The sequence below is a fragment of the Caballeronia sp. LZ032 genome, from assembly GCF_031451315.1.
In the GTDB taxonomy this organism is placed as follows: domain Bacteria; phylum Pseudomonadota; class Gammaproteobacteria; order Burkholderiales; family Burkholderiaceae; genus Caballeronia.
In genome coordinates this window covers 474,223-501,116 of the sequence record NZ_JARUXP010000001.1, presented here as the reverse complement: position 1 = coordinate 501,116, position 26,894 = coordinate 474,223, and the positions used below count along the sequence as shown (strand labels likewise).

Here is a 26,894-nt window from a genome sequence, read left to right as displayed (position 1 = left end):
CTCCTGACGAGGGATGCGCTCTTCTGGAGCGCGCTATTTCGATGGAGCAAGATTACGGGGTGTCGCTTAAAGCTTTCTTAAAGTTCATGAGGGGCTGGGCGTGGTTGTGTCCGGCTTGGAATTGCATCAGAAAAGGTTCGGACGGCAGCCCGTCAAGGCTGCCGTCCTTCGCACCGCCGACCGTTTGCTTCGAACTGCTTTACTGTCTGATTACAGCCGACTGTTTCATGCAACGATGCTCAGAACTCATAGCCCACCTGCCCCCGTACGCCGGTGTCGCCGTGCGGTGTGATCGACGCGGCGCCGTTCACGAGCCAGCGATTGTTTTCCGAACGATACGTGCCGCCGAGCCCGACTGCCGTGTAGCCCTTGTAGTTGCCCACGCCCACTGCAACGACGGTCTTGCCTGGCGCGCTCGGCGTCAGGTTCGGCATGGCCATCGCGGCGGCGACGCCGGCGAAAGCCTGACGCGCCACGGTGTTGACGCTGTTCTGCACTGCGCCCAACTGGTTCATGTTGACGGCATCGGTTCCGTTCACGCCCGGCGCCACGTTGGTCACACGGCGTTCCTTGCCCTGTGCGCCGATCGACACGGTGTTGTCCTGATCGGCAACCGAACCGCTGCCCAGTGCGACCGCATTGTTGCCGGAAGCATTGGCGCCGTTGCCGATTGCGGTGGAATCCGTGCCGCTGGCGACAGCGGGTGTGTCGTTGGTCTGCGCGGCGATCACCGTGCCGCTGCCGCCGCCCGCAAAGTTTTGCACTCGCGACGTGATGTCGGCGATTTGCTGGTTCGTCGTCCACAACTGGGAGCCGTTCACGGCCTCGGTGCTGTCGGCGGAAAGCGTGCCTGCCGATACGCCCGTGACCGTGCGCGTGCCTTCGCTACCGGTCACGTCGACGACCGTGCCGTTGGCGTTCTGCGCCACCGTGATCTTGCGCGAAACCGGATCCTGCTGGACAAGACCGACGGTGCCGCTGTTGATCTGAGTGGTGATGTCGGCGATATCGGTCGTGTTTTTCTCGATGGCGGCGGTGTTGTTCGCGACGTTCACCTGCAAGTTTGAAATGTTCGACGTGTTTTGCGACGTGCGGCCGTCGAGGTTGGTGAATGCGGCTTCTACGCCTTGCACGGATTGGCCACTGAGGGTGTAGGCTGGCTGACTGACCGCGCCGTTGGCGTCCACGGAGGAGCCTCCGCCCAGCGCTGCGGCCGTGGAATTCGCGAGACCGTGGAGTTGCGAACCGTTCACGGCTTGCTTGCTCGCGCTGTCCACTGCACCGTTCGCCACGCCCGTCAGCGTGCGCGCCCCGCCCATACCCGTGAAATCGACCACGGTGCCATCGGTGCTTTTCGCCACCGTGATGACGCGCGAGACGGCGTCCTGCTGCACCAGTCCGATCGTTCCGTTGCTGATCTGCGTGTTGATCGTGCTGATGTCCGTGGTGTTTTGCGTCGTGCGTCCGTCGAGGTTCGTGAATGCCGCCTCCACGCCTTGCACGGATTGACCGTTGAGGGTGTAGGTCGGCATCGTGACCAGGCCGTTGGCGTCTACAGATGCGCCGCCGCCCAGCGCGGCTGCGGCCGAATTGGCAGTTGCGAAGAGTTGCGACCCGTTCACGGCTTCCGTGCTTCCGCCATTCACCGAGCCGTTCGCCACGCCCATCAGTGTGCGCGCACCTCCCGATCCACTGAAATCGACCACCGAGCCGTGCGCGTCCTTGCCAACCGTGATCGTGCGCGTTGCCGGGTCTTGTTGAACCAGGCCCACCGTGCCGTTGTTGATCTGATTCGTGATGTTGTTGATCGCGGCCGTGTTGTTCGTGATGTCGCCGGTGTTTTGTATCGTGCGGCCGTCGAGGTTGGTGAATGCTGCCTCTACCCCTTGCACAGGTTGACCGTTAAGGGTGTAGGTCGGCATCGTGACCAGGCCGTTTATGTCTACGGATGACCCGCCGCCCAACGCGGCTGCGGCTGAAGCCGAAGCCGCAAAGAGTTGCGAGCCGTTGACGGCTTCATTGCTTCCACCGTTCACCGCACCGTTCGCCACCCCCATCAGCGTACGCGCGCCCGCCGATCCAGTGAAATCGACCACCGCGCCGTCAGTGTCTTTCGCCACGGTAATGACGCGCGAAGCAACGTCCTGCTGCACCAGTCCGATCGTGCCGTCGCTGATCTGCGTGTTGATCGTGCTGATGTCCGTGGTGTTCTGCGTCGTGCGCCCATCAATGTTGGCGAACGCCGCCTCAACCCCTTGCACGGACTGACCGCCAAGCGAATAAGCCGGCATCGTCACCAGCCCGTTCGCATCCACGGACGAGCCACCACCCAACGCCGCCGCCGCCGAACTTGAAACCGCAAAAAGCTGCGACCCGTTCACTGCTTCCGTGCTTCCGCCGTTCACCGCGCCATCGGCCAATCCCATCAGCGTACGCGCGCCCGCGAGGCCAGTGAAATCAACCGTCGCACCATCGGAGGCGCCTGCAACGGTGATCTTGCGCGTCAGCGGATCCTGCCGCACCAGCCCAATTGCACCGATGTTGATCTGCGCACTGATGTCGCCAATGTCCACCAGGTTCTGGGTCGTGCGTGCGTCGATGTTCGACAGCGCGTCACCGACATTGTTGACCGGCAGACCGCCAACCGTAAACGTAGGCAGCGCGATCGTCCCGTCGATGCCCACCGCCGCGCCGCCGCCCAGCGCCGCCGCAGCCGACCCTGACAGCGCGAACAACTGCGAGCCGTTCACGGCCTGCGTGCTCGCGCCGTTCACCAGGCCGTTGGTCAAGCCCGCCAGCGTCCGGGTGCCCGTGATGCCGGAAATGTCGACCGTCGCGCCGACAGAGTTCTTGGCCACCGTCACGGTGCCCAATACCCCGTCCAGCTGCACCAGTCCCACGCCCCCGTTGTTGAGCTGATTGGTGATATTGGCGACGGAAGTCGTGTTGTTCGCCACGGACGTGTTGAGCGCGCCCAGCGCCGCATCGACCTTGGAGAATCCCGTGCCGATGTCGCCCGCCGCGCCGCTCGTGCCGGCAATCAGGTTAGTGCTGGCGAGCGTATAGGAAGGCCCGGTGACAGCACCCGTCGTTGCATTGAGTGAAGCGCCGCCTCCGAGCGCGGCCACCATCGGACTGAATTGACCGACGTTGATGGCGTCCCGTCCGCTCAAGCCCGCCGCAATGCCCGACAGCAAAACGCCGCCGTTCACGCTGTCAGTCATCGTGGCGATATACGTACCTGGCGAGAACGCCAGCTTTTTCTGCGTCGTCGAAGCAACGATTTGCGTGGTGCCGCTGCCCATCGCGTTCCAGATGCCGACGGCAGGCAGGTCGCCGATGATGTCCCCGCTCCCCCATAATCCGCAGTTCGACAGGACGTTCCCTGACGTGTAATTGAAGTTGGCCGATCCACTATTTGCACACATATCCGCCCATGCGCTTCCCGACAGCAAGAACGTGACCGCTCCCGCTCCACACGTGACCCGCCTGATGCGCCCTGGCCTGCCCTCGCCACGCGCCTCGACACATGCCTGCACGGCACGCCGGAAGGTGCCGTCCCACAACGCTCCAAACTTCGAATTCATTTCTTTTCCCAGGAATCTTTTTGTTATGAACACCCCGGCCTCTCCGGGGCGCCTCGACGGCATGAATCGGCGACACGCTCAATGTCGAAACAGAGGGAAGATTCGAAATGAAGCCGGGCAGTCAGACGAGCGCGCGCTCGCCCACGCCGATCACTCGTCGGACGACCTTCTCTGGAACAGACGGGAGTGGTGTCAGGAATTCCGGTGGATCTCGGATGGATCTTTAGGAATCCGTCGATTGCCGCTTTTTTAATTCTAAGAATCGGGATGCCGGCGGCGTATGAGTAAAGTCTCAAAATCGCCGGTGAGATATGAAATTCGTCTTTCTCTGATGGAGGCAGCATTCATGAATGCTGCCAAAAGAAACCATTCAAGCGCTGACGGTCAGAAGATAAAACACGCCAACTGCTGGTCAGCAGCAAGAACCGCTGTCCGGCAGACCCGGTCAATCCAATGCTCAGAACCGGATCGATACCTTCAACCCGCCGGCCTGCGATTCCCCGAGTTCCACACGCGTGCCATGCTGAGCGGCGATCCTGCGCACGATCGCCAGGCCCAGCCCGCTGCCGGCCACATCGGTACGCGCCCGGTCCGCGCCTTCGCCGACGCGATAAAAGCGGTCGAACACCCTTTCTCGTTCTTCTTGAGGGATGCCCGGTCCCGTATCCGAAATCTCGACCAGCGGCCGCCCGTCCCGCACCTTCAGGCAGACATCCACGCGGCCGCCGCGCGGCGTGTATTTGGTCGCGTTGTCGATGAGATTGTTGAACATCACGCGCAGCGCGTCCGGGTTGCCCTCGACGCTCGCCGGCTCGCTCGCCTCGATGCCCAGATCGACGCCGCGCTCCTGCGCCACCAGCACATAACCGCGCACGCAGCCTTCCAGCAGCGCGCACAGGTCGACCGTCACGCCCGCACCCTGGCCATCCGGCTCCGACCGCGCCAGCGCGAGCAGCTGCTCGGCAAGCCGCGTCGCGCGCGCGATGCCTTCGTTGAGGTCCGCGAGCGCCTCGCGCCGCGCGTCATCGTCCTGGGCACGCCCGACCAGCTGCGCCTGGATCTGCACCGCGGCAAGCGGCGTGCGCAACTCGTGCGCGGCGTCGGCGACGAAGGCTTTCTGGGTGTCCAGCGCCGCCGACAGCCGCGACAGCAGCGCATTGAGCGCACGCACGACCGGCCGCACTTCCTGCGGCAGACGCCGGTCGGAGAGCGGATCGAGCGCCTCGGGATGACGCGTGTCGAGCGCATGCGTCACGCGTCGCAGCGGCGCGAGCCCGCGTCCGACGATGACCCAGATCGCGACGCCCAGCAGCGGCAACAGCAGTACCAGCGGCCACAGCGTGCGCCAGGCGACGCCGGCCGCGACGCGGTTGCGGATCGACAGCGGCTGCGCGAGCTGCACCACGTTGTCGCCGACGATCGCGCTATACACGCGCCATTCGCCGCGCGGCGTGGTTTCGGTGGAGAAGCCGAGTTCCGCATGCGGCGCGAGCGGGACGCGCGGATGCGAGTAGTACATCAGCACGCCATTGCGATTCCAGATCTGGATCACGACGCCTTCGTCGCTTTCGCTGCGTGAACTGAGCACCGACGAAAACGGCTCCGACGGCAAAGCCGCCGCGATCTGCTGCAGCTGGTAATCGAAGAGTTCGTTGGCTTCGGCGAGCGCCTGCCGGTAGATCAGCCAGCCCGCGAAACCGACGCCGAAAATCACCAGCGCGAGCAGCCAGATGAGCAGCGTGCGGCGGATCGACCGCATCAGGCGTCCTTCGCGACCATGTAGCCCAGGCCGCGCACGTTGCGGATCAGATCGGCGCCGAGCTTCTTGCGCAGCGAGTGGATGTACACCTCGACCGTATTGCTGCCGATCTCCTCGCCCCAGCCGTAGATCTTTTCCTCGAGCTGGCTCTTGGAGAGCACCGCGCCGGGACGCGCCATCAAGGCTTCGAGCAGCGCGAACTCGCGCGCCGACAGCGCCACCGGATTGCCCGCGAGCGTCACCTGGTGCCCGACGGGATCGAGCGCCAGCTCGCCGTGCCGCACGAGCGACTCGCCGCGGCCCGCGTGACGCCGGATCAGCGCGCGCATGCGGGCGCCGAGTTCGTCGAGATCGAACGGCTTGACGAGGTAGTCGTCCGCACCGGCGTCGAGCCCCTTGACGCGGTCCGCGATGGCGTCGCGCGCCGTCACGACCAGCACCGGCAAGCCGTTGCCGCGCGCGCGCAATGTCTTCAGCACGTCGAGGCCGTCGCGCCTGGGCAGGCCGAGGTCGAGCAGCATCAGGTCGTAGGGCTCGCCCGCGACTGCCGTGAGCGCGGCCTCGCCGTCCTGCACCCAGTCGACTGCGAAGCCGTCCGCGCGCAGCGCCTTGCGCACGCCTTCGGCGATCATCCGGTCATCTTCGACAAGCAGGATTCGCATGGCACATGTCTATCGGTGGTTACGTGGAGCGGTCCTCTCGGCCGCGGTTCATTGTAGCCGCGCGGCTCCGGCGCAGGCTTAAGCGGGTCTTAACAGCGTGTCATGCATGCGCTGCGGCCCGGCGCTGCCCCATGTCGCGCGCATGCCGAAACCCTCCGCAACTCAAGCCCATTCGTACGATTTTCGCAAGCCAGCTTGTCTACAATAGCCGCTGCCCGCCAACCCGCTTCGAATCGATCGTTCGTCCATGCCGCTCGCTTTCCGCTCCGTGTACCGCCGTCTTGCCCCGTTCACTCTCGCTGTCATGGCCGGCGCCGTGGCCCTCGGCGCGATGCCCGATGCCTATGCACGCGGCGGCACGAAAGCCGAAGCCCAGGCTCATGCGCCGGAACGGGCGGCCAGGGGCGGCAAAGGCACGAAGGGCGCCGCGTCTTCGAAGCAGGCAGCAAAGGCCGGACGCGCAGCGAAGATCAGCGTGCCCGCCGGCCCGCTGCCCGCCTCGGTCATGACCGCGCTCGCGCGCGCGCATGTGCCGCTGTCGTCGATGAGCGTCGTCGTGCAGCGGGTCGGCGCGCCGGTGCCGCTCGTGGCGATCAACGCGAACGAGCCGATGCTGCCCGCCTCCACGATGAAGCTCGTCACGACCTTTTCGGGCCTGTCGATCCTGGGCCCCGACTACCGCTGGAAGACCACCGCCTACGCCGACGGCGAACTCGATGCGCAAGGCGTGCTGCACGGCAATCTGTATATCCAGGGCACGGGCGATCCGAAGCTCGTGCCCGAGGAACTGATCGATCTCGTCGAGCAGATCCGCAAGAGCGGCATTAACGGCATCGACGGCGCGCTGGTGCTGGACAAGCGTTACTTCGACGTCTCCACGCGCGATCTGCCCGCCTTCGACAACGAGGATTCCGCGCCCTATAACGTCGGCCCGGATCCGCTGCTGTACGCGTTCAAGTCGCTGTCCTTCACGCTCACGCCGGGCACGGACGGACAGGTGGCCATCGACGTGCTGCCGCAGCTCGCGCAACTGCAGATCGACAACGAACTGCGCGTGACGCGCGGCGCCTGCGTCGGCTCGTTGCAGGCGGCGTCGCCTTCGGTGGCGCAGGTCCAGGGCGGCTTCGTGCAGGCGTCATTCGTCGGCGACTATCCGCTGCGCTGCGGCCCGCGCACCGTCAACGTCGCGGCGCTCGATCACTCGACCTTCTTCGCGGGCGGCTTCCTCGCGTTGTGGAAGCAGGCGGGCGGCACCTTCCAGGGCACGACGCGCGAAGGTCCGACGCCGTCGAATGCACGGCTGGTCGGCACGCATCGGAGTCCGGTGCTGTCGGATGTGGTGCGTGACATCAACAAGTTCAGCAACAACGTGATGGCGCGCAACCTGTTCCTGACGATCGGCGCGGCGCAACTCAAGCCGCCCGCGACTACCGCTAAATCCTCCCAGGCCATCCAGGCGTTCCTGCGCCGCAGCGCGCTGCCGATGAACGGTCTCGTGCTCGACAACGGCTCGGGTCTGTCGCGCGACGAGCACATCAGCGCGGCCTCGCTCGCCGACCTGCTGCTGGCCGCGAATGCAAGCCCGGTGGCGCAGGTGTACATCGAATCGCTGCCGATTGCAGGCGTCGACGGCACGATGCGCAACCGCCTCACCAACGCGGGCGCGCTCGGCAATGCCCACATCAAGACCGGCACGCTACGCGACGTGCGCGCCATCGCGGGCTATGTCGGCGCGGAGAATGGCGAGAGCTATGTGGTCGTGAGCTTCATCAACGATCCGCGCGCCGAGGCCGCGCGCGCCGCGCACGATGCGCTGCTCGAATGGGTCTACGAGGGCGCGCGCAAGGCGGGCGTCGAGGACTGAGAGCGGCCGCATATACGGCGCGCGGGTACGTCCTCAGGCACGTCCTCAGGCACGTCCTCAGGCACGTCCTCAGGCACGTCCTCAGGCACGGCCAAAGCACGGGCTACCGAAGATTTCTTCTACGAAGTCGAGTCCGGAACAATGCGTGCGGCGTGTACGCTGTCGGGCACGGCGTTCGGCCGCCTGGGCCGGATCCGCTGCATCACTTAAACTCGCGGTAGCGAGGCGAGGCGAAAGGGCCGGAAAGAAAGCCCGAACGCCGCGATCGAACTATAAACACCAGAAGACGGAGACGAGGTCCATGAAGAAGCAACGCTCGATGCGCGCCGCCCTGACGCGCCTGACCCAAGCCGCGACGGCCTGCGCCGCGATTGCCGCACTCGCCGCATGCGGCGGCGGCGGTGACGACAACAACTCCACGCCCGCGGGCGGCGTCAAGCTGCAGGTGGTGTCGTTCGGCGACAGCCTGTCGGACGTCGGCACCTACGCGCCGGTCGCGGCGGCCAATTTCGGCGGCGGACGCTTCACGACGAATCCGGGCCAGGTCTGGGTCCAGAACGTCGCGCAATACTACGGCGGCACGCTGACCCCGGCCATGACCGGCGGCTTCGGCGTCGCGCCGGTGAATCAGACCGGCCTGGGCTACGCGCAGGGCGGCTCGCGCGTCACGAACGCGATGGGCATCGGCCACGCCACCGACCCGAACAGCTACGCCGGCGCGCTGACCGTGCCGGTCTCGGCGCAGGTGCAGAACTACCTGGCCGCGCATGGCAGCTTCAACGCGAACCAGCTTGTCATCGTCAACGGCGGCGCCAACGACATCCTCTATAACCTGCAGGCGCTCAAGGCCGGCGCGATCAGCCAGACCGACGCCTTCGCCGCGATCGGACTGGCCGCGCAGCAGCTGGGCGGCATCGTCGCGTCGATCCTGAGTCACGGCGCGACCCACGTGCTGGTGTCGAACGTGCCGGATATCGGTACGACGCCGCAGGGCGCCTTGAGCGATGCCGTCACGCGCGGCGCGCTCACCGCGGCATCGCAGGGCTTCAACAACGCGCTCGACCTGACGCTGCAAGGGCTGCAGATCAAGTCGAAGGTCATCTATCTGGACGTGCCGCCGAAGCTCGCGCAGATCACCGCGAACTACCAGCAACTCGGCTTCAAGGTGTCGAACACGGGCACCGCGTGCAACCTGCAGGCGATGGCCGCGGCCGCCGCGAAATACGGCGAGCCTGACCCGCAGGACTTCGCGACTTCGCTGTTCTGCTCGCCGCAGGTGCAGACCGAGGCCGGCGCGGACCAGACCTACATGTACGCCGACACCGTGCATCCGACCACGCACCTGCATGCGCTCTATGCGCAACAGGCCGAGCAGACGATCGCGGCATCGGGACTCGGGAAGTAAGCCCGCCGCGAGGCCACGCTCAAAGACAAACCGCCCGGTCGATTTCGACCGGGCGGTTTTGTTTGGAAGCTTCGGATGTGGTCAGGCGTCCGCTTCGAAGGCCGCCGCCGCCCGGCCCAGCCGGTCGTTGACCGCAATCCATTCCATCGATTCAGGCAGCTTCTCGATCAGGATACGTTCCACGTTCGCCCGGTCGAGCGCGCGCAGCAGGCCGTACAGATCGCGCGCATAGCTTTGCGGATCCTCGGGCGCGGCGACAAAGTGCACGTTCGGCGCATGGGCCCACTCGCCCGCGCTCGACGCCCGCGCCACCAGTGCGATCTTCCTGCCGCTCGACCGGTCCTGCGCGGCGAGCAAGGGCGCGAGCGCCGCGAACGGCAACAGCGCGAGCGGCGTGCGCGGCGCGTAGTGCGCCTTCAGCGTGCCGGATGCGCGCGGCGCGGTGGCGTCCGAACCGTCGGGCAGGCGCGGCGCCACGCCCAGCACGTCCGCGATCTGTTGCGGACTGACGTGCCCCGGGCGCAACAACGCCGCGAAACCGCGCGACAGATCCAGAATCGTCGATTCGATCCCGACCTCCGCCGCACCGCCGTCGACCACATGCACCGCGCCGCCGAACTCGTCGCGCACGTGCTGCGCGGTGGTCGGGCTGACGTGTCCGAAGCGGTTCGCCGACGGCCCCGCCACGCCGCCCTGCCGCCCGGTGCCGAGACGCCGCCGGTGAAACGCCGACAGCAGCTGCTGCGCCACCGGATGCGACGGACACCGCACGCCCACCGAATCCTGTCCGCCGCTCACCGCAGCCGGAATATGCGCTGCGCGCTTGAGGATCAGCGTCAACGGGCCGGGCCAGAATGCATCGATGAGCTTGCGGGCATCGGCGGGAAGCTCGCGCACCCAGTAGCCGGGATCGGCCTCGGGCGCCAGGTGCACGATCACCGGATGATTCGCCGGGCGGCCCTTCGCCGCATAGATGCGCGCGATGGCGTCCGGATTCTCGGCGTCGCCGCCGAGGCCATAGACCGTTTCGGTCGGGAACGCGACGAGCTCGCCGGCATCGAGCAAGGCGGCCGCCTCGTCGATCTGCGCGGCGCTCGGGAAATGGAGGGTCATGGCCTGCTGCTTCGGTGAGGCTCAGTCGAGCGGAATGTGCAGCATGCGCGCGCAGTCGCGCGCCGCCGTGCGCGCTTCCTCGAGCGTCGCCGCCGTGAAGTTGATGTGCCCCATCTTGCGCCCGCGCCGCGCCTCTTCCTTGCCGTACAGATGCAGCCGCGCCGCCGGCATCGCCGCGACCTCGGTCCAGGCCGGCGGACGCGACTTGTCGCCATCGAACCAGATGTCGCCGAGCAGGTTCAGCATCGCGGCCGGCGAATGCTGGCGCGTGTCGCCGAGCGGCATGCCGGTCATCGCGCGGACCTGCTGCTCGAACTGGCTCGTCGCGCAGGCATCGACCGTGTAGTGCCCGGAATTGTGCGGACGCGGCGCCATTTCATTGGCGATGAGCGAGCCGTCTTCCAGCACGAAGAACTCCACGCACAGCACGCCCACATAACCGAGCTTCGCCGCGATGGTCAGCGCCGCGTCCTGCGCCTGCGCGACCAGCGCGTCGGACGCATCGGGCGCGGGCACGACCGTCTTTGCGAGAATGCCGTTGACGTGCACGTTCTGCGCGAGCGGGAACACGGCCGATTTGCCGTCGCCGCCGCGCGCGATCAGCACGGACACCTCGTACTTGAGCGGCATGCGCTTTTCCAGCACGCACGGCACGCCCGCCAGCGACGCATGCGCCTCGCGCACTTCCTGCACGTTGCGCACGTTCACCTGCCCCTTGCCGTCGTAGCCGAGACGCGCCGTCTTCAGGATGCCGGGCAGCACGGCGACGAGTTGCTCGTCGGACAGCGCGGCGAGCGCTTCGGTCGATTCGATCACCACGTGCGGCGCTACCGGCACGCTCGCCTGCGCGATGAAGCGCTTTTCCGCCACGCGATCCTGCGCGATCGCCACGCAGCTCGCGGCCGGACTGACGAAGGTGCGGGACGCGAGAAATTCGAGGCTCGCGGACGGCACGTTCTCGAATTCCGTCGAGACCGCCGCGCACAGGCGGCCGAGCTCGGTGAGCGCGTTCGGGTCGTCATAGGCGGCGCGGATGTGACGGTCCGCGACGGCGCCGGCGGGACTCGTCGCGTCCGGATCGAGGACGGCGACGCGATAGCCCATCGACTGCGCGGCAAAGCAGAACATGCGGCCGAGCTGGCCGCCGCCCACCATGCCGAGCCAGGCGCCCGGCAGGATGGGGGAGATCGGGGAGTTGTGTGGGTTCATCGTGGGGGCTGGGGGGCTGGCGAGCGGTTCAGGAAAGCGTCGTCGGGATGATAAGTGGGAGCGCGGCCCGTTTTCGACATGCAGGCCGCGCGCACAGTCCTTACAGCGGCGGCAGCGCCATGTCCCGCGCCGCCTGATTCTGCTTCACGCGGAACGCCGCGAGCGCATCGGCGAATTTCGCCTCGGTGGCGCTCAGGAGCGAGACCGCGAACAGCGCCGCGTTCGCCGCGCCCGCCTCGCCGATGGCGAAGGTCGCGACCGGTACGCCCTTGGGCATCTGCACGATCGAGTGCAGCGAGTCCACGCCCTTCAGATACTTGCTCGCCACCGGCACGCCCAGCACCGGCAGCGTGGTCTTGGCGGCCAGCATGCCCGGCAGATGCGCCGCGCCGCCCGCACCCGCGATGATCGCGCGCAGGCCGCGCTCGCGCGCCTGCTCCGCGTAGACGAACATCTCGTCCGGCATGCGGTGCGCGGACACCACCTTTGCCTCGTAAGGCACGCCGAATTCCTGCAGGATTGCCACGGCGTGCTTCATCACGTCCCAGTCGGAACTGGAACCCATCAACACACCGACGAGCGGCGCGTCATGCACATGCGCGCCGGTCTGTACTTCGCTCATTCCGTTTCCCTTGAAATGCATGCGCCGCCGCCTGAGGATTCCGGCAAGCGGCGCCAGTCAAACTCGACCTGTTCCCGCCGGCCTCAGGAGAGCGTCTGGCCGGTCAGGCGCTGCAACGCTTCCTGATACTTCTCGGAGGTCTTCGCGATCACGTCGTCCGGCAGCTTCGGCGCGGGCGGTTCCTTCTTCCACGGCTGGGTTTCGAGCCAGTCGCGCACGAACTGCTTGTCGAAGGACGGCGGATTGGTGCCGACCTGATAGTCGTCGGCGGGCCAGAAGCGCGACGAATCGGCGGTCAGCACTTCGTCCATCAGGAACAGTTCGCCCTTGTTGTCGAGGCCGAACTCGAACTTGGTGTCCGCGATGATGATGCCGCGCGTCGCCGCGTATTCCGCCGCTTCCTGGTACAGCTGGATGGAAATGCGCCGGATGGTCGCCGACAGTTCCGTGCCGATGCGCCGTTCCATCTCGTCGTAGGTGATGTTTTCGTCGTGATGGCCCATTTCGGCCTTGGCTGCCGGCGTGAAGATGGGCTCGGGCAGCTTCTGCGCGTTCTGCAGGCCCGGCGGCAGTTCGACGCCGCACACCGCGCCCGTCGCCTGATAGTCCTTCCAGCCGCTGCCGGCGAGATAGCCGCGCACCACCGCCTCGACGAGAATCGGCTCCAGGCGCTTCACCACGACCGCGCGGCCTTCGAGCTGGGCGGCTTCGTCCGCCGTCACGACCGTCGCGGGGTCGATGCCCGTGTTGTGGTTCGGCACGATGTGGCCGAGCTTGTCGAACCAGAAATCGGCCATCGTGTTCAGCACGCGGCCCTTGTTCGGGATCGGCTCGCCCATCACGACGTCGAATGCGGAAAGGCGGTCGGTCGTGACGATCAGGAGCTTGTCCTGACCGACGGCGTAGTTGTCGCGGACCTTGCCGCGGCCGAGCAGCGGCAACGATTTGATCGTGGATTCGTATAGCGTGGACATCGTCGTGTACCGAAGAGTGCTGGAAAGGTGGGCTGCCGCCCCGGACCCTGGCGGGCCGGAAGCCGGGACGGCGGGGCAAAGCGAACGGGTCCCGTCGCCGGAACCCGTTGATTTTACTTTACAAAGACCGCGACGCTCAGCGGGCGCTCAATTCGCCGTCATTTGACGATCTGCGCGAGCTCGCCGGACTTGTACTTCTCGGCGATCTTCTCGAGCGGCACCGGCTTGATCCTGCCCGCCATGCCTTCGCAGCCGAACTGCATGTAGCGCTGGCGGACGATTTCCCTGGTCGCCTCGCGAGCCGGCTTCAGGTAGTCGCGCGGGTCGAACTTCGACGGATTTTCGATCAGGAAGCGGCGGATCGCGCCGGTGATCGCGAGACGCAGGTCGGTGTCGATATTCACCTTGCGCACGCCGTGCTTGATGCCTTCCTGGATTTCCTCGACCGGCACGCCATAGGTTTCCTTCATGTCGCCGCCGAATTCGCGGATCTGCGCGAGCAGTTCCTGCGGCACCGACGACGATCCGTGCATCACCAGGTGCGTGTTCGGGATGCGCTGATGGATTTCCTTGATGCGGTCGATGGCGAGGATATCGCCCGTCGGCTTCTTGGAGAACTTGTACGCGCCGTGCGACGTGCCGATGGCGATCGCCAGCGCATCGCACTGGGTCTGCCTGACGAAGTCGGCGGCCTGCTCGACGTCGGTGAGCAGCTGTTCGCGCGTCATCGTGCCTTCGGCGCCGTGGCCGTCTTCCTTGCCGCCCTTCATGGTCTCGAGCGAGCCCAGCACGCCCAGCTCGGCTTCGACGGTGACGCCGATCGCGTGCGAGAAGTCCACGACCTGCTTCGACACCGCGACGTTGTACTCGTAGGACGCGACGCTCTTGCCGTCGGCTTCGAGCGAGCCGTCCATCATGACGCTGGTGAAGCCGGAGCGGATCGCGGCCATGCACACCGCCGGCGACTGGCCGTGATCCTGGTGCATCACGACCGGAATCTGCGGATACGACTCGACGGCCGCTTCGATCAGATGGCGCAGGAAGGCTTCGCCCGCATACTTCCGCGCGCCGGCCGACGCCTGCATGATGACGGGCGCGTTCACTTCGCTGGCGGCGGCCATGATGGCCTGGACCTGCTCCAGATTGTTGACGTTGAACGCCGGGAGTCCGTAGCCGTTTTCGGCTGCGTGATCCAGCAGTTGACGCATTGATACGAGAGGCATTGTGGTGAGACTCCAAAGGTGAAACGAATTCTGTGCGCACGATTCCGCTCTGGGGCGTTTTCGGTTTTTTGAACGACAGACGGAGGCATGAGCCTCCGTCTGTTCTGCGCGTTTATTTCCTGCGCATGCTGCCTAGATGTGATCGCCCACGCGCACGATCTTCAGCGTGTTGGTGCCGCCCGCCGCGCCCATCGGCTCGCCGACCGTCAGCACGACCATGTCGCCGCGCGCCGCATAGCCCTTCGACACCACCACTTCCAGCGCCTGATTGAGCGCGGCGTCGCGGTCCATGTTGGTGTCGACGTGCAGCGAGGTCACGTTGCGGTACAGCGCCATCGTGCGTTCGCTGGACACGCGCGGCGTCAGCGCGAAGATCGGCACGTGGGTCCAGTGACGCGACATCCACAGCGCCGTGGAGCCCGATTCGGTCAGCGCCACGACCGCCTTCGCGCCCAGGTGGAACGCGGTGAACAGCGCGCCCATCGCAATGGACTGGTCGATGCGCGTGAACGTGCGGTCCAGGAAATCGCGGTCCAGCTGTGACTCCTCCGACTTTTCCGCCTCGATACACACGGCCGCCATCGTCTCGATGGTCGTCACCGGATACTTGCCCGCCGCGGTTTCGGCGGACAGCATCACGGCGTCGGTGCCGTCGAGCACGGCGTTCGCCACGTCGGACACTTCGGCGCGTGTCGGCACCGGCGCGTGGATCATCGACTCCATCATCTGCGTGGCGGTGATCACGAGCTTGTTCGACTCGCGCGCCATGCGGATCATGCGCTTCTGCAGCGCCGGCACGGCCGCGTTGCCGACTTCCACCGCCAGATCGCCGCGCGCGACCATGATGCCGTCGGACGCGTCGAGAATGCCCTGCAGCGCCGGAATGGCCTCGGCACGCTCGATCTTCGCGATCATCTTCGGCTTGATGCCGTAGGGCGCGCCCGCGATGTTCGCGAGCTGGCGGGCCATTTCCATGTCGGTCGCGTTCTTCGGGAACGACACCGCGACGAAGTCCGCGCCGAGCGACATCGCCGTCTTGATGTCCTCCATGTCCTTCTCGGTCAGCGCGGGCGCCGTGAGGCCGCCGCCCTGGCGGTTGATGCCCTTGTTGTTGGACAGCTCGCCGCCCACTTTCACGACCGTGTGCACTTCCTCGCCGATCACGCGCGTCACGTCGAGCACGATCAGGCCGTCGTTGAGCAGCAGCGTGTCGCCGGCGCGCAGGTCGCGCGGCAGGTCCTTGTAGTCGAGGCCCACGCGCTCGTTGCTGCCGAGCGGGCAATTGGCGTCGAGGATGAACGGCTCGCCCGCGACGAGCATGGTCTTGCCGTTCTCGAACTTGCCGACGCGGATCTTCGGGCCCTGCAGGTCCGCCATGATCGCGACTTCGCGGCCAACCTGGCGCGCTGCTTCGCGCACGATCTCGGCGCGCTGGCGATGGTCGTCGGCGGTGCCGTGCGAGAAGTTGAAACGAACGACGTCGAGGCCGGCCTGCAGCATTTGCAGGAGGATGTCCGGACTTGTCGAAGCCGGACCGATGGTGGCAACAATCTTGGTGGCGCGATGCATGTCTTTCCTCGTCTCTGTAGGAACGCCTGTGTTGAGGCTGCGAGCACGTTGCGCTTGCGATGAGGTGTTGCTCACCGGTTGCGCGCGCGCGCCGGTTCGTGCCGGCGTCGCTTTGTCGATGTCCTTCAATGCGTGAGCGGGCATGCCGCCGATGATGACCGGCGGCGTCGCGGGAATGACGCCCTCCGCGCCCGGTTCGGCCTGCTCCGGCCGCGCCGCATCGGCGATGACCTGGGCGGCCTCCGCGGCGGCGTCGATGGCGCCGCCCGCTTCCTGTACCTCTGCCTGCGCGCCGCCGGCTTCCTGCGCGCCCTTCTTTCCTGCCTTCGCCGGACTATTGCGGGCCGCCAACGCCTCAGGCTCCGGCGCGCGATTCGAGCACTTCGACCGCCGGCAGCGTCTTGCCTTCCAGGAATTCGAGGAAGGCGCCGCCGCCTGTCGAGATGTAGCTCACCTTGTCGGCGATGTCGTACTTCGCGATGGCCGCGAGCGTGTCGCCGCCGCCCGCGATCGAGAACGCCGACGAACTGGCGATGGCCTGCGCGAGCGTCTTCGTGCCGTTGCCGAACTGGTCGAACTCGAACACGCCGACCGGGCCGTTCCAGACGATCGTGCCCGCCGTTTCCAGCTGGGCCGCGAGCGCCTTGGCCGTGTCCGGGCCGATGTCGAGAATCATGTCGTCGTCGGTGACGGCGGCGACCGGCTTGGTTTCGGCCTTCGCGGTGGGCGCGAATTCCTTCGCGGTGACGACGTCGCTCGGAATCGGCACCGAGGCGCCGCGCGTGCGCGCCTGCTCGATGATGTCCTTCGCCTCGCCGACGAGATCCTTCTCCGCGAGCGACTTGCCGATGTTGAGGCCGGACGCGACCATGAACGTGTTGGCGATGCCGCCGCCGACGATCAGCTGGTCCACCTTCTCCGCCAGCGACTTGAGAATCGTGAGCTTGGTCGAGACCTTCGAGCCGGCAACGATCGCCACCAGCGGGCGCTTCGGGTTGCCGAGCGCGCGGCCGAGCGCGTCGAGTTCGGCGGCCAGCAGCGGACCCGCGCACGCCACGGCCGCGTACTTCGCGATGCCGTGCGTGGTGGCTTCGGCGCGGTGCGCGGTGCCGAAGGCGTCGTTGACGTAGATGTCGCAGAGCTTCGCCATCTTCTGCGCGAGGCCGTCGTCGTTCTTTTTCTCGCCCTTGTTGCAGCGGCAGTTTTCCAGCAGCACGACCTGGCCGGGCTGCACCTGCACGCCGTCGACCCAGTCGGCGACCAGCGGCACATCCGCGCCCAGCAGTTCTGACAGGCGCTGCGCGACCGGCGCCAGCGAATCTTCCGGCTTGAACTGGCCTTCCGTCGGACGGCCGAGGTGCGAGGTGACCATCACGGCCGCGCCGGCGTCGAGCGCCGCGCGGATCGCCGGGACCGACGCACGCACGCGCGTATCTTCGGTGATGTTGCCGGCGTCGTCTTGCGGCACGTTGAGATCCGCGCGGATGAAGACACGCTTGCCGGAGACTTTGCCTTCGGCGATCAGATCGGTGAAACGCAGTACTTTCGTCATGGGAGTCAACGTAGGTAGAGAAGCGGTTCGGGCGAGAAGACCGGTGGGGAAGCCGGCCGGTTCGTGGAGTCGCCGCGCACGGGCCGCCGGGCAGGACGGCTCGCGCGCGGATCAGGCTGGCGGCGAGGGCCGCGCGTCGAAACCGAAGGCGCGGACCATGGGCGGGAGGAAGGAGTCGGACAGGGGCATTTGGCGCGGGCCGCCGTCATGCGGACACGGCAGCCGGTGCGGCCGAAGCGTGCGCGACGAGGTGGACAACCGTAGCGGGGTGACTGCCGGACACACTTTCGACCTCGCTCACTCGGAAAAGACGCACATTTTAACCGATCACCCTGAATGCTTTTAGCTGGCAATCGATGATGACCCGTATTTGGCGAGGCCGGTTCGCGTCAGGCGACGAGCCGCAGCAGCGTGAACACGAGCATGCCGACGGCGATCGTGCCCATCATGCCGCGCCGCCACAGGTAGTACGCGAGCGCGGCCACCGACGCCCACAGCGCATGGTTCGACAACGCCAGCGAAATGCCGGTGGACGTTTCCAGCAGATCCGGCACGACCACGCCGGTGAGCGCCGCGGCCGGCGCGTAGCGCAGCGCGCGCTGCACGGCGGGCGGCAGCACCATGCGCTCGCCGCCGATCAGGAACAGCGTGCGCGTCAGCGCGGTGACGATGCACATCGCGATGATCGCCAGCCAGATTTGCAGCGCGCTCATCGGACGGTCCTCGTGGGGTCGGCTTTCGGGGCTTTCGGGGCTTGCGGGGTTTCCGGCGCTTTCGGGCGCGCGCGGTCGGCGATCAGGTCCGCCAGCGTCCCGGCGATCAGCGCGGCGAACACCGCCAGCGGCAGGCCCAGACGGTACGGCAGGTCGAACGACAGCAGCGCCACCACGCTCGCCACGGCCACTGCCGCGAAAGTCGAGCGCGTGGCGATCGCCGAGACGATCAGCGGCAGCAGCGCCAGCGTGCCGGCCAGTTCCAGGCCCCAGTTGTCGGGAATCAGGCTCGCCAGCAGGATGCCGAGCACCGAGGAAATCTGCCAGGAACCCCAGCTGCACGCGACCAGCCCCCAGAAGAACGCTTCCTTGCCGGGCTGCCAGCCGGTCGCGAAGTTTCGCTTCGAGAACATCAGGTAGACGATGTCACCGTTGAAGTAGCCGAGCATCAGGCGGCGCTTCAGCGGCAGATAGGCGAAATGCGGTGCGAGCCCGGCGCTGAAGATCACGAAGCGCAGATTGACCATCCCGGCGGTCAGCAGAATGGTCCAGAGCGGCAGCTTCGCGGCGAAAAGCGGCAGCACGGCCAGTTGCGAGGAGCCCGCGTACACCATCACGGTCATGCCGAGCGCCTGGGGCACCGTCAGGACGGACTTGGTCATCGCGATGCCGGTCACGAGGCCCCAGGAGAGCGTCGCCAGGACGGCGGGAGAGAACGTGCGCATGCCCTCGAAGAAGGCGCGGCGATTGGTGTCGGACAGCCGGTCGAACATGGATCGGGGCAAGGCCTGGAGGAAAAGCCGGACGGCGGGCCTCGAATCCCGAGGCTCGGGTTGCAGGCGCGGGCCCGGACAAGCCGCCGGAGGTTTTCGACCGCGTGGTTCGGCTGCGGCGATCGACGAGGCGGGCAAGCCGCGGCGAAAGGCAAATTATAGCGTCGTGAAAGACGCGCCCAGATCGGTTTCGTTGCGAAAAGACGCTAAAATGACGCTCTTTCGCCGCCTTTGCGCCTCGGGCGCGCGTTCCTCCCGCAGGCATGTCCAACTCTGCGACACAGGAACCGCACGCAAACCCGCGCACGAGCGCCGTCCCACATCCCCGGGCGGCCTGCCCGACCCCACTTGAACGAGAGCTAGGAGAACCGTATGTCAATGGCCGACCGCGACGGCAAGATCTGGATGGATGGCAAGCTGATCGACTGGCGTGATGCCAAGATCCACGTGCTGACCCACACGTTGCACTACGGCATGGGCGTATTCGAAGGCGTGCGCGCGTACAAGACAGCGCAGGGCACCGCCATTTTCCGCCTGAAGGAACACACGAAGCGCCTGCTCAACTCGGCCAAGATCTTCCAGATGGACGTGCCGTTCGACCAGGCCACGCTCGAAGCCGCGCAGCTCGAAGTCGTCAAGGAAAACAACCTGGAGTCGTGCTACCTGCGCCCGATCATCTGGGTCGGTTCGGAAAAACTCGGCGTCTCGGCCAAGGGCAACACCATCCATGTGGCCATCGCGGCGTGGCCGTGGGGCGCGTATCTCGGCGAAGACGGCCTGGCCAAGGGCATTCGCGTGAAGACGTCGTCGTTCACGCGCCATCACGTCAACGTGTCGATGGTGCGCGCCAAGGCCTCCGGCTGGTACGTGAACTCGATCCTCGCCAACCAGGAAGCCGTCACGGACGGTTACGACGAAGCGCTGCTGCTCGACGTCGACGGCTACGTCTCCGAAGGCTCGGGCGAGAACTTCTTCCTCGTGAACAACGGCAAGATCTATACGCCCGACCTGGCCTCGTGCCTGGACGGCATCACGCGCGACACGGTCATCACGCTGGCGCGCGACTTCGGCATTCCGGTGATCGAGAAGCGCATCACGCGCGACGAGGTCTACACCTGCGACGAAGCCTTCTTCACCGGCACGGCCGCCGAAGTGACGCCCATCCGCGAACTGGACAACCGCACCATCGGCGCCGGCAAGCGCGGCCCGATTACCGAGAAGCTGCAAAGCGCCTTCTTCGACGTGGTCGGCGGCAAGAACGAGAAGTACGCGAGCTGGCTCTCGAAGGTCTGAGCGAGGCTTGCACCGAAACGGCGGGCGCGCGTCCGCCGTGTACTTCCGGCTCCGGCCCGCAAACGCACGCAAACGCACGCAAACGCAACGCACGACACCTGACACGAGATAGCAATGAGCGACCTGAAGGAAATGCCGCTGGTGGAACTGACCGCCAAGGACCTGCCCGCTTTCTGCCCGAACCCGAAGATGCAGCGCTGGAGCACGCATCCGCGCGTGTTCATCGACGTGACGCACGGCGAAGCACGCTGCCCCTACTGCGGCACGCGCTACAAGCTGAAAGACGGCGAAGTGATCAAGGGCGGCCACTGACGCCTTCGACAGCCTCCGCGCGGGCACATGCCCGCGCTCCCACGCAATCCACGACACCCGACGACCCGCCCCAAGACGACGGGCCGCGTTTCTTTTTTGAGATCGGATAAAGACAGATGCGCCGCGCGCTGGTTATAGCACCGAACTGGATCGGTGACGCATTGATGGCGCAGCCGCTTTTCACGCTCCTGCGAAAGCTGCATCCACGCATCGCGATCGATGCCGTCGCGCCGACGTGGGTCGCGCCCGTGCTCGAGCGCATGCCCGAGATCCGCGACGTCTACGCCACTGACCTCGCGCACGGCAAGCTGCAGCTGCTGCGCCGCTGGCAGCTGGCGAGCGACCTGCGCGACGTCGGCTATGACGCCGCCTACGTGCTGCCCAACTCCGTGAAGTCCGCGCTGATTCCGTGGATGGCGGGCATCAACCTGCGCATCGGCTACAAGGGCGAGAGCCGCTACGGCTTGCTGAACGTGCGCCACGCGAATCCGCCGAAGACCGAGCGGCCGCCGATGACCGCGCATTACGCGGCCCTCGCCTACGCGCCCGGCGCGAAGCTGCCGTTCGTCGACCGCTTCGCACAGCCCGAGGCCGCCGCCCGCCCCGACGCGCAGACGCTGCCGGTGCCGCGTCTCGAAGCCGATCCGAACGAGGCCGCGCGCGTCTCGGCGCGCTTCAATCTCGATACGCGCACGCCGCTCGTCGTGTTCTGCCCGGGCGCCGAGTACGGCCCGGCCAAGCGCTGGCCGCCCGAGCACTTTGCCTCGCTCGCGCAGTTCATCGCGCAGTCGTTCCCGTATGCCCGCATCGTCGCGCTGGGCTCGAAGAAGGACGCGCCGATCGCGCAGGCCATCGCGGACCGCGCGCCCAACGTGCGCAACCTGTGCGGCCAGACCTCGCTCGGCGAGGCCTGCGCACTGATTTCGCGGGCAAGCGCGGTCGTCACCAACGATTCCGGGCTGATGCACGTCGCAGCGGCATCGCGACGGCCGCTGGTCGCGGTCTACGGCTCGACCGACCCGCGCCATACGCCGCCCTTGTCCGATCTCGCAAAGGTACAATGGCTGCATCTTGAATGCAGTCCGTGCTTTGCCCGCGAGTGTCCGCTCGGCCATCTGAACTGCCTTCGCGAACTCACCGCCGAACAGGTTTTCGGCGACTTGCGCGGCATGCTGCTCGCGCATCGCTGAAATTCCTCCATAACGGCGGGTTCAGGCGGTTAGCCGCCGTGTGTGTGCGGGCGCGGACACGCGAATGTCTCCGAACGGGGGCATGCTTTGACCAATGACCGATGCAGCGCGCCGCCCTGCCGCTACCCGCGGCAGCACGGCAACACGGACGGCGCCCGCATCGAATGCCAGAGACCCACGAGCCATGCCACGTTTCGCCCGCCTCTTCGAAGCCGCCGCCGATACTCTCAATGCTTACTATCAGGCCGTCGCGGACAACAGCATCGACGCGGTCATGTCGTTGTGGCTCGACGAGGAATTCGCCACGTGCGTCTGCCCGGACGGGACGCACCTGCACGGGCTGGAGAGCATCCGCGCGGGTCTCGGCAAGCAGTTCGAAGCGCAGCCGGTGACCATCGAGCCGCTCGACATCCGCGTGTACGACAGCCTCGGCACGGTCGTCTACGCGATTGCGGAGGCGCATCAGCCGGCGGCGTCGAATGGCGTGCCGCGCATGGTCTACGCGACCTACGTGATGGTTCATGAGCGCGGCGAATGGCGCATCGCGCACATCCACGCGAGCGCCATGCCGATGGAAACAGCGGGACAGTACGCGGCCAGGCTGCGGCACGGTCAGGGACCGCTGCATTAAGAAGAATGAAGCGCTGAACAAGACGTTTGTCGGGGAGGGGCCATGAAGCGCGATCCGTTGTTGACACACGACTCGTCGTTCGTGGACAAGGCGCCTGCGATGGCACTGCGCGATGCCGCACGGGCGCTCACGCCGGGCGCGGCGGACTGGCTCTACAGCGCGCCGCGCTGGCTGCCGACAAGCCATGCGCAGACCATCGTGCCCGCGCTGTTCGGCCGCAAACCCGCCGTGCGGTACCGGCGCGAACGCTGGGACACGCCGGACGGCGATTTCATCGACCTCGACTTCCTCGCGCACGACCCGGCCTCCGAACCCGCCGCGACCGCCCCGCTCTTCGTGCTGTTCCACGGTCTCGAAGGCAATTCCGACTCCCACTACGCCCGCACGATGATGGCGGCCGCCCAGGCGCGCGGCTGGCACGGCGTGGTGCCGCATTTCCGCAGTTGCAGCGGGCCGTTGAACCTGCTGCCGCGCTTTTATCATCTCGCCGACGGCGCCGAGGCCGACTGGATCCTGCGGCGACTCGCGCAGCGGCATCGCGGGCCGATCGTCGCGGCGGGGGTCTCGCTCGGCGGCAACGTACTGCTGCACTGGCTGTGCGAACGCGGCAGCGACGCATCGATCATCCGTGCGGCGGCTGCCATCTCCGCGCCGCTCGATGTCCACGCGGGCGGCGAAGCGATCTCGAGCGGCTTCGGCATGGTGTACACGCGCAGCTTCCTCAAGTCGCTGAAGAAGAAGGCGCTCGCGAAGCTCGGCCAGTATCCCGGGCTGTACGACCGCGAGGCCGTGCTCGCCGCCCGCACGCTGTACGAGTTCGACAACGTGGTCACGGCGCCGGTGCACGGCTTCCGCGACACCAACCACTACTGGTCGACGGCGACCGTCCGCGCCCATCTGAAGCATGTGGACGTGCCCGCGTTGCTGCTGAACGCGCGCAATGACCCGTTCCTGCCGGAATTCGCGCTGCCGTCGCAGGCGGAAGTGTCGGCGCGCGTCACGCTCGATCAGCCGAATCATGGCGGACACGTCGGCTTCATGACCGGGCCGTTTCCGGGCCGCATCGACTGGCTGTCGCTGCGCGTGTTCGGCTATCTGGAGCAATTCGTTTCGTGACCGATCATGGATGACATCGTCAGGCAGGCGCTCGCCAAATGGCCCAACGTCCCGCATTGCACGGGCTGGCTGATGCTGGACCGGCGCGGCCAGTGGCGCATGCGCGATGACGCGGCGCAAGCTGCCGGAGAACCCGGCACGCCGATCCGCCACGACGCGCTGCTCGGCTTCATCAACCGCAACTACGAATGCGATGCCGACGGCCAGTGGTTCTTCCAGAACGGGCCGCAGCGGGTGTATGTCGAGCTGGGCTATACGCCGTGGATCGTGCGACTGCTGGACGTGGACGGGCGCCTGCGCCTGACGGATCAGGCCGGCGCCGACTTCGAGCCGGCGCGCGCGTGGCTCGACGATCAAGGCAACATCCTGTTCTCGGACGACGCCACGCCCTCGCGCATCGCGGCGCTGCACGACCATGATCTCGAACTCTTCGCGAACCATGCTTCACTCGATGAAGCCGGCGCGAGCGGCGTGTTCCACTGGCGCGAGGGCGCTGATCTCGCCGTCAGCCCGATCGCGCGCGCCCAGGTCACGGAACGCTTCGGCTTCGTGGCGAGTCCGGCGGCGCGGGCCGCGGCGGCGGGCTGACTAGCCGTTCTTCTCCTGTTCGCGCTCTTCCTTGTAGCGCGCCTCGAAGTCGTGCAGGCGCGCCGAGATCGCGGACAGATCGTAGAAGCTTGCGTTCTTCACGTCGCGCGCCTCCTTCAGCTGACGAATCGCGGACGGCCACGCGCCGTCCAGCGCGAGCTTTTCCGCCATGGCCTGATGCTGTTGCAGCGGGTCGTCGAGCCCCTTGCTCGCCTGGGCGAGATAGAGCCACCAGTCGGGGCGCGTCGGCTCCGCGCGGGTTTCCTGGCGCGCGAGCGTTTGCGCTTCGCCATAGCGGTGCGCGGCCAGCAGCGACTGCAACTGCACATCGAGCGCGGCGTGAGATTCGGGCCAGCGTTTCCTGGCGTTCGCCGCCAGCCGGATGGCATCGTCCAGCCGGCCGGCGCGCCGGGCGATGTCGGCGTCGAGCACGTCGAGGCTGGGCGAACTGCGAACGGCCGCTGGAGCAGCCGGCGTTTTCGCCACGGGCGCGGGACCGCCTTCGATGCGCACCGGCGCCAGCGCGATATCGCCGACGGAGTGCGCCTGAGGCACCGACGCGGCTTTCGGTTGGGCAGGAACGCGGCCGAGGTCAAGCGACGCGTGCGTGCGGTCGAGCGGTGTCGCGGTCGTCAGCGAGTCCGCATTGCGTAGCGATGAGCTCGCATCGGCGGCGGTTGCGGTACGCGGTGGCGGCGTCGCGGGCCTGACGCCCGATGCCGCCGTGCCCGTCCCCTTCGCGTTCTCCTGCCGAACCTGCGCCGACGCCGCCGCGCTGCTCGCTTCCTCTCCCTCGAAGAGCTTGCGCGCGCGGGCGAGCGCTTCGTCGGCGGCGGCGTAATCGCCGGTCAGGGTTTGCGCCAGCGCAATGCCATACCAGTTCGCGGCGGGATTGAGCGCGGTCTGATCGTCGATTTCGGCCTTCAGGCGGCTCGCCACCTCGCGATAGTCGCTCGCGAAATTCACTTGCAGCACCCGGGCGCGGGCGCGCACGAACGCATACTCGGCCGACTGGCGCGGCTGCCGGTACGGCACGCGCCGCGCGCGGCCTTCCATGTCGGCGATACGCTCGGTGGTCAGCGGGTGCGTGCGCACATAGGGCGGCACGCCGTTGTCGGCCATCGTCGAGCGGTCGAGGCGTTCGAAGAACGCGGCCATCGCATACGGATCGTAGCCGGCCGCCGCCAGCATCTGGAAGCCGACGCGATCGGCCTCGTGTTCGGCCGCGCGCGAGAAGCGCAACTGGTTGTCGACTGCCAGCGCCTGGCCGCCCATCGCGAGCCCCATGCCGAGATCGCCGCTGTGCGCGAGCAGGCCCGCGAGCAGTCCGGCCAGCATGCCGGCGAGCGCGGTGTAGCTGTTCTTTTCCTGTGCGCCGAGCATGCGCGCGATGTGCCGCTGGAGCACGTGTCCCATTTCATGACCGATGACCGACGCCAGCTCCGATTCGGTCTGGGTCGCCGCGATCAGCCCCGTATTCACGCCGATGAAACCGCCAGGCATCGAAAACGCGTTGATCTGGGCGTCGCGTACGGCGAACAGGTCGAAGTCGGGCCGATAGCCGCCGAGATACTGCGTCGCGGCCGCCGCGGACAGCTTGGAGGAGACGGAATCGAGGTAGTCGCGGATCAGCCAGTCGTCGAGATAGTCGGGGTCGGCGCGTACTTCGCGCATCGCCCGTTCGCCGACGCGGCGTTCGGCTTGCGGCGTCAGCGAGCCGCCGGAGCCGTCGCCGAGATCGGGCAGCTGCACCGACGAGAGCGGCGCGCGCAGGCCGGACATCGTGCCCGGCCGGTTGGCGAAGCGGCTTTCCGCGCCGCCATAGACGCCGAAGACGCCTTCCGCGACGTTGCCGGGCAGGTCGCCGGGGTTGCTGCCTTCCTGCGCCGAGCGGAGCTGCGACGCGGCCAGCGTCCCGGTGCCGCCGATCGTGTTCGCGGTGTTGGCGGTGTTCGCGCTCCCGACGGGCGCGGCCGATTGCGCCAGCACGGCGGGCGGCGCGGCGAGGGCTACGCACAGCAGGAAGACGAGCACGCGGCTCGGACGTGTCGAAGGCATGAGACGCGAAGGCGATGCGGGACCGGCAACCGGCTGGAAAAAGGGAACGGGCTTATCGTATCAAGTGTAGGGCGCGCGGCGGCCGGATTTGCTGCCTGCTTGCTGCATGAGTCTTGATGCAAACGGGGTCCGCGGGCCGGGAACCGCGCCTCTTCACGCTGTTATGATAGGCGCCCATTTCGAAGGAGACGCCATGTCCGGACTCACCCATTTCGATGCCGCCGGCGAGGCGCACATGGTCGATGTCGGCGCGAAGGACGAGACGCGCCGGGTCGCGGTTGCGCGCGGTTCGATCGTGATGCTCGATGCCACGCTCGCGCTGATTCTCGATGGCCGCGCGAAGAAAGGCGATGTTCTGGGCGTCGCGCGCATCGCCGCGATCCAGGGCGCGAAGCGCACCGCCGATCTGATTCCGCTATGCCATCCGCTCGCGCTCACGCGGGTTGCGGTGGATTTTGCCATCGATGAGACGCTGCCCGGCGTGCATTGCGAAGTACGCGTGGAGACGGTCGGGCGCACTGGGGTCGAGATGGAAGCGTTGACCGCCGTGCAGGTCGGATTGCTGACGATTTATGACATGTGCAAGGCGGTCGATCGCGGCATGACCATCAACAACGTTCGGGTCATGGAGAAGCATGGGGGGAAGTCGGGGGATTGGGTGGCGGCGTGAAGCCGCACGCT

22 protein-coding genes are annotated in these 26,894 nt (G+C 66.8%); 9 read left to right on the top strand and 13 right to left on the bottom strand.

Annotation, left to right across the window (positions count from 1 at the left end):
- Positions 1-239: 239 nt before the first annotated feature.
- From QCE69_RS02345 to QCE69_RS02335, 3 genes are all read right to left on the bottom strand, one after another.
- The gene (locus QCE69_RS02345; protein ID WP_309929259.1) at positions 240-3,587 is read right to left on the bottom strand and encodes a YadA-like family protein; all 3,348 of its coding nucleotides are present in this window, start codon (positions 3,585-3,587) and stop codon (positions 240-242) included.
- Between the two features lie 457 nt (positions 3,588-4,044).
- Positions 4,045-5,346, bottom strand: a complete 1,302-nt coding sequence (locus QCE69_RS02340) for an ATP-binding protein (RefSeq protein WP_309807362.1) — start codon at positions 5,344-5,346, stop codon at positions 4,045-4,047.
- Positions 5,346-6,008, bottom strand: coding sequence for a response regulator (locus QCE69_RS02335; protein ID WP_309807361.1), 663 nt, complete (start codon positions 6,006-6,008; stop codon positions 5,346-5,348). Before QCE69_RS02335 ends, QCE69_RS02340 begins: the two co-directional genes overlap by 1 nt.
- Before the next feature lie 247 nt (positions 6,009-6,255).
- On the opposite strand from QCE69_RS02335, the gene dacB reads away from it, so the two are divergent.
- Together dacB and QCE69_RS02325 are read left to right on the top strand one after the other, a co-directional pair.
- Entirely contained in the window at positions 6,256-7,872 is a 1,617-nt protein-coding gene (dacB, locus tag QCE69_RS02330) for a D-alanyl-D-alanine carboxypeptidase/D-alanyl-D-alanine-endopeptidase (protein WP_309914012.1), read from the top strand.
- Between the two features lie 301 nt (positions 7,873-8,173).
- Complete coding sequence (locus QCE69_RS02325) at positions 8,174-9,277, top strand: SGNH/GDSL hydrolase family protein (protein ID WP_309914010.1); 1,104 nt, start codon at positions 8,174-8,176, stop codon at positions 9,275-9,277.
- 81 nt (positions 9,278-9,358) lie between these two features.
- Here QCE69_RS02325 and QCE69_RS02320 read toward each other — a convergent pair whose 3' ends face one another.
- The 9 genes from QCE69_RS02320 to QCE69_RS02280 form a co-directional block, all read right to left on the bottom strand.
- Positions 9,359-10,390, bottom strand: coding sequence for an L-threonylcarbamoyladenylate synthase (locus QCE69_RS02320; RefSeq protein WP_309914006.1), 1,032 nt, complete (start codon positions 10,388-10,390; stop codon positions 9,359-9,361).
- Between the two features lie 21 nt (positions 10,391-10,411).
- Positions 10,412-11,599, bottom strand: a complete 1,188-nt coding sequence (locus tag QCE69_RS02315) for a 5-(carboxyamino)imidazole ribonucleotide synthase (RefSeq protein ID WP_309914004.1) — start codon at positions 11,597-11,599, stop codon at positions 10,412-10,414.
- Positions 11,600-11,699: 100 nt separating this feature from the next.
- Positions 11,700-12,221 carry a 5-(carboxyamino)imidazole ribonucleotide mutase gene (purE, locus tag QCE69_RS02310; protein ID WP_309914002.1) on the bottom strand — a complete coding sequence of 174 codons (522 nt, stop codon included), beginning with the start codon at positions 12,219-12,221 and terminating at the stop codon, positions 11,700-11,702.
- Positions 12,222-12,304: 83 nt separating this feature from the next.
- Positions 12,305-13,195, bottom strand: coding sequence for a phosphoribosylaminoimidazolesuccinocarboxamide synthase (locus QCE69_RS02305; RefSeq protein ID WP_309929257.1), 891 nt, complete (start codon positions 13,193-13,195; stop codon positions 12,305-12,307).
- 158 nt (positions 13,196-13,353) lie between these two features.
- The gene (gene fba / locus QCE69_RS02300; RefSeq protein WP_309929254.1) at positions 13,354-14,418 is read right to left on the bottom strand and encodes a class II fructose-bisphosphate aldolase; all 1,065 of its coding nucleotides are present in this window, start codon (positions 14,416-14,418) and stop codon (positions 13,354-13,356) included.
- Positions 14,419-14,550: 132 nt separating this feature from the next.
- Entirely contained in the window at positions 14,551-15,987 is a 1,437-nt protein-coding gene (pyk, locus tag QCE69_RS02295) for a pyruvate kinase (RefSeq protein WP_309919567.1), read from the bottom strand.
- 355 nt (positions 15,988-16,342) lie between these two features.
- Complete coding sequence (locus QCE69_RS02290; protein ID WP_309913992.1) at positions 16,343-17,539, bottom strand: phosphoglycerate kinase; 1,197 nt, start codon at positions 17,537-17,539, stop codon at positions 16,343-16,345.
- 389 nt (positions 17,540-17,928) lie between these two features.
- Positions 17,929-18,252: an AzlD domain-containing protein gene (locus tag QCE69_RS02285; RefSeq protein WP_309807350.1), complete on the bottom strand. Its 324-nt coding sequence runs from the start codon at positions 18,250-18,252 to the stop codon at positions 17,929-17,931.
- On the bottom strand, positions 18,249-19,025 hold the full coding sequence (locus tag QCE69_RS02280) for an AzlC family ABC transporter permease (RefSeq protein ID WP_309929252.1): 777 nt from the start codon (positions 19,023-19,025) through the stop codon (positions 18,249-18,251). Before QCE69_RS02280 ends, QCE69_RS02285 begins: the two co-directional genes overlap by 4 nt.
- Before the next feature lie 372 nt (positions 19,026-19,397).
- Between QCE69_RS02280 and QCE69_RS02275 the strand changes: the two genes are divergently transcribed.
- The 6 genes from QCE69_RS02275 to QCE69_RS02250 all read left to right on the top strand — a co-directional run bounded on the left by QCE69_RS02275 (position 19,398) and on the right by QCE69_RS02250 (position 24,155).
- On the top strand, positions 19,398-20,318 hold the full coding sequence (locus QCE69_RS02275) for a branched-chain amino acid transaminase (RefSeq protein ID WP_309807347.1): 921 nt from the start codon (positions 19,398-19,400) through the stop codon (positions 20,316-20,318).
- Between the two features lie 114 nt (positions 20,319-20,432).
- A complete protein-coding gene (locus QCE69_RS02270; RefSeq protein ID WP_309807346.1) occupies positions 20,433-20,630 on the top strand; it encodes a zinc-finger domain-containing protein in 198 nt (65 codons plus the stop codon).
- A gap of 116 nt (positions 20,631-20,746) precedes the next feature.
- Positions 20,747-21,820: a lipopolysaccharide heptosyltransferase II gene (gene waaF, locus QCE69_RS02265; RefSeq protein ID WP_309913984.1), complete on the top strand. Its 1,074-nt coding sequence runs from the start codon at positions 20,747-20,749 to the stop codon at positions 21,818-21,820.
- 184 nt (positions 21,821-22,004) lie between these two features.
- Complete coding sequence (locus tag QCE69_RS02260; RefSeq protein ID WP_309913981.1) at positions 22,005-22,451, top strand: nuclear transport factor 2 family protein; 447 nt, start codon at positions 22,005-22,007, stop codon at positions 22,449-22,451.
- Positions 22,452-22,493: 42 nt separating this feature from the next.
- The gene (locus QCE69_RS02255) at positions 22,494-23,567 is read left to right on the top strand and encodes a YheT family hydrolase (RefSeq protein ID WP_409017773.1); all 1,074 of its coding nucleotides are present in this window, start codon (positions 22,494-22,496) and stop codon (positions 23,565-23,567) included.
- A 6-nt stretch (positions 23,568-23,573) separates the two neighbouring features.
- Positions 23,574-24,155: a DUF2946 family protein gene (locus tag QCE69_RS02250; RefSeq protein ID WP_309929249.1), complete on the top strand. Its 582-nt coding sequence runs from the start codon at positions 23,574-23,576 to the stop codon at positions 24,153-24,155.
- Here QCE69_RS02250 and QCE69_RS02245 read toward each other — a convergent pair whose 3' ends face one another.
- Complete coding sequence (locus QCE69_RS02245; protein WP_309929247.1) at positions 24,156-26,213, bottom strand: M48 family metalloprotease; 2,058 nt, start codon at positions 26,211-26,213, stop codon at positions 24,156-24,158.
- A gap of 193 nt (positions 26,214-26,406) precedes the next feature.
- On the opposite strand from QCE69_RS02245, the gene moaC reads away from it, so the two are divergent.
- Complete coding sequence (gene moaC, locus QCE69_RS02240) at positions 26,407-26,883, top strand: cyclic pyranopterin monophosphate synthase MoaC (RefSeq protein ID WP_309929244.1); 477 nt, start codon at positions 26,407-26,409, stop codon at positions 26,881-26,883.
- The last annotated feature ends 11 nt before the right edge of the window (positions 26,884-26,894 follow it).